Origin of the sequence: Pseudomonas sp. CCC4.1, assembly GCF_035019225.1 — a bacterium.
Classification (GTDB): domain Bacteria; phylum Pseudomonadota; class Gammaproteobacteria; order Pseudomonadales; family Pseudomonadaceae; genus Aquipseudomonas; species Aquipseudomonas bubulae.
Map to the genome: position 1 here is coordinate 39725 of NZ_JASJWL010000034.1, position 7254 is coordinate 46978.

Below are 7254 nucleotides of genomic sequence, written 5' to 3' on the forward strand. Positions count from 1 at the left end.
GTAAATTGTGTGTGAAAGCTTGGAGATCCACGTAGGCCGCACTGCACCGGCATTTAGCCGTTTGTCACCGGATTTAGCCGGGACAAATCCTGTGTGCCGGATTTTGAGGGCGCGAACCCTACCACAAAAAACAGCGCTGTCCGAACGCATTTTCAGGCGGGTGCAAAGATAGGAAAGGTCAAGCACGGATTGTTGCGGGGAAGGGCCGGGAAGGCGGCGTGGAGCCTTCCCGGCAATTACGCGAAATTACTGCAACTGGAAGCTGTTTTGCTGGACGTTTTGCGAGTCCAGGCCAATTTGTACGTTGAATTCGCCAGGTTCGGCGACATGCTGTAACTGCGCGTTGTAGAACTTCAGGTCGTTCTCGCTGAGGGTGAACTGCACGACTTTCTGCTCGCCGGGGTTGAGCATGACCTTCTCGAAGTTCTTCAGCTCTTTAACCGCTCGGCTCATGGACGCAGTAACGTCCTGGATATACAACTGAACCACCGTTTCGCCAGCACGCTTGCCGGTGTTTGTTACGGTGACGCTGGCCGTCAGGGTTGCGCCCGGCTTCAGGGTTTTGGCCGACAGGCGGACATCTGAAAGGCTGAAGTCGGTGTAGCTCAAACCATAGCCAAACGGGTACAGCGGGCTGTTGCCCTCATCAAAGTACTGCGAGGTGTAGTTGCCCGGTTTGCCCGGCGTGAAGGGACGGCCAATGCTCAGATGGCTGTAGTAGGTCGGGATCTGGCCAACGGAGCGTGGGAAAGTGATCGGCAACTTGCCGGAGGGGTTGTAGTCGCCAAATAGCACGTCGGCAATGGCGTTGCCGCCTTCAGTGCCGCTGAACCAGGTTTCCAGCACGGCATCGGCCTGCTGCTGTTGCACATCGATCGACAACGGGCGGCCGTTCATCAATACCAGCACCAACGGCTTGCCGGTGGCTTTGAGGGCCGTAATCAGGGCGCGCTGGCTGGCAGGAATGTCCAGATTGGTGCGGCTCGACGACTCGTGGGACATGCCCCGCGACTCACCTACCACAGCAACCACCACGTCGGCCTGCTGCGCAGCCTTGACGGCTTCGTCGATCATGACCTGCGCCGGGCGCGGGTCGTTGACCACTTCGGGTGCATCAAAGTTGAGGAAGTTGAGGTAGTCGACGACGCTTTGATCGTCCGTGATATTGGCACCACGGGCGTAGATCAGGTTGTCCTGTTGGGCGATGGCATTGCGCATGCCGTCAAATACGGTCACCGATTGCGCAGGCTGACCGGCTGCGGCCCAGCTGCCCATAATATCGATCGGGGCTTTGGCCAGCGGGCCAACCAGGGCAATGCGCGCCTGCTTTTTCAGGGGCAGGGTATCGTTCTGGTTTTTCAGCAATACCAGGCTCTTGCGTGCCACTTCACGGGCTTCGGCACGATGCAGGCGGCTGTCGGCCTTGGTGTCGGCCGGGTCATCTTCGGCCTTGCCGATACGCAGGTACGGGTCGGCAAACAGGCCCATGTCGTACTTGGCCCCCAGCACCTCGCGTACGGCATTGTCCAGATCGCTTTGCGGCACTTCACCAGACTTGAGCAAGCCCGGCAGCTCTTCACCGTAGGCCTTGTCGTTCATGCTCATGTCGATACCGGCCTTGATCGCCAGCTTGGCGGCCTCGCGGCTGTCCTTGGCCACGCCGTGTTTGATCAGCTCGTTAATCGCGCCGTGGTCGCTGACCGCCACGCCTTTGAAGCCCCAGTCCTTGCGCAGCAAATCCTGCATCAGCCACATGTTTGAAGTGGCTGGCACGCCATTGATCGAGTTAAGGGCCACCATCACGCTGCCCGCACCTGCCTCAATGGCGGCGTGGTAAGGCGGCAGATAGTCCTGAAACATGCGTGTCGGGCTCATGTCCACAGTGTTGTAGTCCCGGCCGCCTTCTACCGCGCCATACAGGGCAAAGTGCTTGACGCTGGCCATGATGTTGCCGGGCAGGGCCGGGGATGCGCCCTGATAGGCCTGCACCATCACCTTGGCGATACGCGAGACCAGGTAGGTGTCTTCGCCAAAGCCCTCGGAGGTACGGCCCCAGCGCGGGTCACGGGCGATGTCGACCATCGGCGCGAAGGTCAGGTCGATACTGTCGGCGCTGGCTTCCCTGGCGGCGATGCGGCCGCTCAGGCCGATGGCGTCCATGTCCCAGCTGGAGGCCAGGGCCAGGCTGATCGGGAAAATCGTTCGGTGGCCGTGGATCACGTCGTACGCGAAAAACATCGGAATCTGCAGGCGACTGCGCATGGCGGCGTCTTGCATCGGGCGGTTTTCGTCGCGGCTGATGGAGTTGAACGTACCGCCGATGCGGCCCGCAGCAATTTCCTTGCGGATCATCTCGCGGGGCATTTCCGGGCCGATACTGATGAGGCGCAGTTGGCCGATCTTTTCATCGACGCTCATCTTTTTCAGCAGCTCAGCGACGAACACGTCTTTGGGGGGGAGCGGGGCGGCCGGGGTTTGAGCCCAGGCGGTGTGACTGGCCAGGCTGATGACGATGCCCAGCAAACACATATTTCTCATTGGATTCTTCTGCGCAGCCGCTCACTTGAAGCGAGGGAGACCCACGCTCGTGCAGCGATATTGTTCTGGGGAGGTATCAGGAGTACTCGAATCAAAGATTTGACCTACCTTTAGAACGGAGTATTCCTGCATGGCAGGCAGTCTTTTAGCTGATTCGCCGCGAGCAATCCAGTATTGCCGGGAGTTATTAGGCGTGGTGTGTGGTCAATAAACCCAATGTTGTTATTTCGGAGCGTTGCAAGCATGGGCATACAAAGTTTTAAAGCAGTGGGCTGGAAAGCCCTCGCCCTTCTGGCCTTGAGCAGTCTGCTGGCGGGGTGCGGGATCAACACCATTCCCACCCTCGACGAGCAGGTCAAGGCGGCCTGGTCCCAGGTGCAGAACCAGTATCAGCGTCGTTCTGACTTGATCCCCAATCTGGTCGAAACGGTCAAGGGTGCAGCCAAGCAGGAGCAGGCCACCCTGACCGCGGTGATTGAAGCGCGGGCCAAGGCCACCTCGATCCAGGTTGATGCCAGCACGCTGAACAACCCGGAAAAACTCAAGCAGTTCCAGGACGCGCAGAACCAGCTGACCGGAGCTTTGAGCCGGTTGATGGTGGTGTCCGAGCGCTACCCTGACCTTAAATCCAACCAGAACTTTCTGGCGTTGCAATCACAGCTAGAAGGTACGGAAAACCGCATCAGCGTGGCGCGGCGCGACTTTATCCTCGCGGTTGAACGCTACAACACCGAGATCCGCACCTTCCCGGGGCGTTTGTGGCATGCGGTGATGTACAGCGACCTGCCGGTGCGCTCCACATTCGAAGCCACCACCCCGGACGCCGACAAAGCGCCGGAAGTGAAGTTTTAACGGCCTTATACCGTTCCCCCCCCCTGTGGGAGCGAGCTTGTTGTGGGAGCGGGCTTGCTCGCGATGGAATCAACGCGATTTGCCTGACAGACCGCGCCGCATGTATCGCGAGCAAGCCCGCTCCCACAATGGATAACAAACGTTCGAGGTAGCGATGCGCGTATCAAGACTGGGGTTGGGCCTGTTGCTGTGGCTATTTATAGCCACGGCCCAGGCGCTGACCTTTCCCGCGCTCAGCGGGCGGGTAGTGGACGAGGGGCAAATGCTCACGCCCGCCACCCGCGAGCAATTGACGCAAAGCCTGCAGGCTCACGAAAAGGCCACCGGCGAGCAAGTGGTGGTGGTCACCGTGCCTGACCTGCAGGGCATGCCCATCGAAGACTACGGCTACCAACTGGGCCGTGCCTGGGGTATCGGGCAAAAGGACAAAAATAACGGCGCCTTGCTGATCGTGGCCCGCGACGACCGCAAGTTGCGCATCGAGGTCGGCTATGGCCTTGAGGATCGCCTCACCGATGCCCAGGCCTCGGTGATTATCAACCAGATCATCACCCCGGCCTTTAAAACCGGGGACTACAACCAAGGTATCAGCGACGGTGTGGGTGCCATCCTGCAAGTATTGGGCGGCACGCCCCTGGCCGAACCGGCCTACGCCAGCAGCCAGGGTGACGGCAGCGACTTTATGGCCGAGCACCCCGGGGGGGTGATGCTGCTATTTATCCTGTTTGTACTGGTGGTTGCCGCCTGTCAGTTCTATGGCATCTGCAATTCGGGTGGCAGTGGCGGTTCGCGCTCCGGTGGTTTTGGCGGTGGCGGGTTCGGCGGAGGCGGTGGTGGCGGTTTTCGCGGCGGTGGTGGCAGCTTCGGCGGCGGCGGAGCCTCTGGTGGCTGGTAATTCACTTTTTAACGAGTACGAGACTTATGGCTTTATTAACCCCCGAGCAACAACGGCAGGTCGAAGACGCGGTTACCCGTGCCGAACAGCACACCGACGCCGAAATCGTCACCGTGCTGGCTCCCCGTGCCGACGACTACAGCTACATCCCCTTGCTATGGGCCAGCCTGATTGCCTTGGTGCTGCCCGCCGTGGTGCACTTCTTGAACAGCGGCCTGGCGACTTACACTCTGCTGATGCTGCAATGGGCCAGCTTTGTCTTTCTTAGCCTGATCTTTCGCATCCCGGCCATTACCACGCGCCTGATTCCGCCCCGTGTGAGGCATTGGCGTGCGAGTAACCTGGCCCGGCGCCAGTTTCTCGAACAAAAACTGCACCACACTGCTGGGCGCACGGGTGTACTGATTTTTGTCAGTGAAGCTGAACGTTATGTCGAAATACTGGTGGATGAAGGGATATCCCGCCATCTGGACGACAGTGACTGGGGCACTATCGTCAGCGATTTCGTACGCCGCGTGGCGTTGGGGCATACGGCAGAAGGTTTTATCACTTGCATCGATGCCTGCGCTGAAGTGCTCGCACAGCACATACCCAAAACCCAAGCGCGCAACCAACTGCCGAATCGGTTGGTGATGTTGTAATCATTTTCTTAGTGGCTTTGATATTTCCGACACTTTGATGAGAAGTGTCGGGCTTTTGTAAAGTTATCTTTATGGTTTTATTCTTGTCTGTCCGTAAGTAAGTTCTTGCTGGGTCGTGATATAAATTTCTTCTGATTATAATTTTCATTGTTGTGAAAAACTGTGTTGTCATTTTTTTGAATGATGGCTAGGTTGTGTTTGAGCGTTTTTGTTGGGTGCTTTTCCGTGAGAAATTAAATGGTTTGGGAGAAAAGGGTTGAAGCTTACGCACAGGGAGAAAGAAGTGCTTGATTTGCTTTTGCAGGGGCGCACGAACAAGAAGATAGCGCAACAGTTGCGTATAAGTGGTTTTACGGTACGGGATCATGTGTCTTCATTGCTGCGCAAGTACAGTGTCGGAAGTCGTATGGAGTTAGTAGTGGAGATTGGCCGTATGGGTGAAGGTTAATATGGGCTTGCGGGCCCCCTACATCGGTAGGGTTGCTATGTCAGGTGTTGAAGTTTATTTTTAGATCAAGTGCGCAAGAGGTGAGGATGAAAAAGCTGTCTTTATATATACCGCTTGATTATGTGGCGACCCGTGTGGATTTGGTTGTGATGGCGTTGAGTTGCCTGTTTATGCTGGGGCTTGGTGTGATGATGTGGGATGCGAGGGTGGAAGTGCCGCCGGAACCGAAAAAGTTGGTGCTGCGCAGCGCATATGTTACCCATCCTTTGGATCGGTCGAAGTCGTCAGCTTTTTTGTATTTTACTGTGGGGCAAGATGAAGGGGGTTATAAGTACAGGGTTGAGTTCTCCAGTGAGGATGCAAGGTTGTTGGATGTTCAGAAGCATAAAAAGTTGTGGGTGGCTGTAGATGCTAGTGGTGAGAGTGAATTTGTATGGGCTGTGTATGATGATGAACTTCGATTGATGGTGAGTCGTAAGCAGATTGAGTGGTGGGTGCGATATAACAATGGTGGCAATTACCTTGCGATTGTGTTGTCGTGCCTGGCTTTAAGTTATTGCGGTTTTTTCATGTTCAGGTGTGGTATTTGGAATCGGTATTATTGCAGGAGTATGGTTGATGGCAATAGGGGAGGTTGAGGGAGGTATTTATGTAGTTGATGATTTCTTGACTGAAGCTGAAGAGAAGGCGATCGCTATTCAGCTTAAGGGTGAAGTGTGGCGCTATAACTGGCCAAGCTATGAAAATTCGTCCTCTGTGAGGCCCTGCTGGCACGTGTTTATTGCAGGTAAGGGTCGCCCGCTAGTTCAGTCAAGCCTTGAGGAGTTGAGGGGGAATAAGCCTTGGAGTTTTTTAACCCATGTGTGGGAGCGATTTCTGGCATTGCATGATTTTAAAATTACTTTGTTAGGCGTTTATGCGAACGGACAGACGTTTGGTCAAGATACGATCATTCATCGAGACAATAAAGTACATCCCGGATTAACGATTGTTGTATTTTGTAATGAGCACTGGCCGACCTCTTGGGGTGGTGAACTGGTTTTTTACAATGACACTAAAGAGCATATTATCAAGGCGGTATTGCCGAAACCAAGGCGTATGGTGGTGTTCGACGGGCGAATCCCCCATGCCGCACGATCACCTTCAAATACATGTGATCAAGTCAGGATGACCCTGGCATTTAAAACAATAATTGAGGAATAGCTGATGGCAGGTAAAATTGAAATAATAATAGGTGTTATTGATGATGGTGTTATCGTGGGCTCGGGAGCGGTTGCCGTATCAGATCAGCTTGTAACCAATAATGAGGGGGCAGCACTACTGACTCAGTCAGCCCAGACAGGTGCGGTTGTGGCGAGTGTTACTTCGGTGACTAAACTGGCGGGCCCCTACGTGCCAATAATTAGTCTGCCAGGGAATATTATCGCGGGAACTATTACATTCCTGAAGGTGGGGATGGATGTGAAGGCTGGGCGTGAAGTTAAAAAGGGTGAGCTGTATAGTCTACTGGGTAATGGAGTTGGGGTTGTTGGAACATTTGTTGTTTTGTCCGGTGCGGGGGCTTTTTTTGTTGGGTCTTTAGCTGTAGCTGCTATTGCGACAGGTTTGTTGTCAATTTACCACTCAGATATTTTCGGGAATGTGATGGCTGCTGCTGACGATTTCTTTAGAAATAATAGAGGTGATAGTTATCTTGATTATATGTGCGCGCCAGATATGCGCATCGTAGATCGGAACACGCTAAGAACGGCTTATGCCAATAAGATTTTTTCTTGTAATTGGGTGGCGACGACGGGTGAGTTGTTGCCTTCTTCGGTGGTTGTGAGCAATGAAAGTAATAGTGTCGTGATAGGAGGAGGAGAAATCTCTTATACACATCT

8 protein-coding genes are annotated in these 7254 nt (G+C 54.8%); 7 read left to right on the plus strand and 1 reads right to left on the minus strand.

The window, feature by feature from the left end; all coding sequences use genetic code 11:
- Positions 1-246: 246 nt before the first annotated feature.
- Positions 247-2538 (minus strand): beta-glucosidase BglX, encoded by a 2292-nt coding sequence (gene bglX / locus QN377_RS14630; RefSeq protein ID WP_095019249.1) that lies wholly within the window; start codon positions 2536-2538, stop codon positions 247-249.
- Between the two features lie 243 nt (positions 2539-2781).
- Between bglX and QN377_RS14635 the strand changes: the two genes are divergently transcribed.
- From QN377_RS14635 to QN377_RS14665, 7 genes are all read left to right on the plus strand, one after another.
- Entirely contained in the window at positions 2782-3390 is a 609-nt protein-coding gene (locus QN377_RS14635; RefSeq protein ID WP_095019250.1) for a LemA family protein, read from the plus strand.
- A gap of 154 nt (positions 3391-3544) precedes the next feature.
- A complete protein-coding gene (locus QN377_RS14640) occupies positions 3545-4285 on the plus strand; it encodes a TPM domain-containing protein (protein ID WP_095022961.1) in 741 nt (246 codons plus the stop codon).
- Between the two features lie 26 nt (positions 4286-4311).
- The gene (locus tag QN377_RS14645) at positions 4312-4926 is read left to right on the plus strand and encodes a TPM domain-containing protein (protein WP_095001813.1); all 615 of its coding nucleotides are present in this window, start codon (positions 4312-4314) and stop codon (positions 4924-4926) included.
- A 256-nt stretch (positions 4927-5182) separates the two neighbouring features.
- Positions 5183-5374 (plus strand): LuxR C-terminal-related transcriptional regulator, encoded by a 192-nt coding sequence (locus QN377_RS14650; protein WP_095001812.1) that lies wholly within the window; start codon positions 5183-5185, stop codon positions 5372-5374.
- Positions 5375-5460: 86 nt separating this feature from the next.
- The gene (locus tag QN377_RS14655) at positions 5461-6012 is read left to right on the plus strand and encodes a hypothetical protein (protein ID WP_095019252.1); all 552 of its coding nucleotides are present in this window, start codon (positions 5461-5463) and stop codon (positions 6010-6012) included.
- The gene (locus QN377_RS14660) at positions 5993-6577 is read left to right on the plus strand and encodes a 2OG-Fe(II) oxygenase (protein WP_095019253.1); all 585 of its coding nucleotides are present in this window, start codon (positions 5993-5995) and stop codon (positions 6575-6577) included. Before QN377_RS14655 ends, QN377_RS14660 begins: the two co-directional genes overlap by 20 nt.
- A gap of 3 nt (positions 6578-6580) precedes the next feature.
- Positions 6581-7254: hypothetical protein (locus QN377_RS14665; RefSeq protein ID WP_323567638.1), on the plus strand; the 674-nt coding region annotated here is incomplete at its 3' end.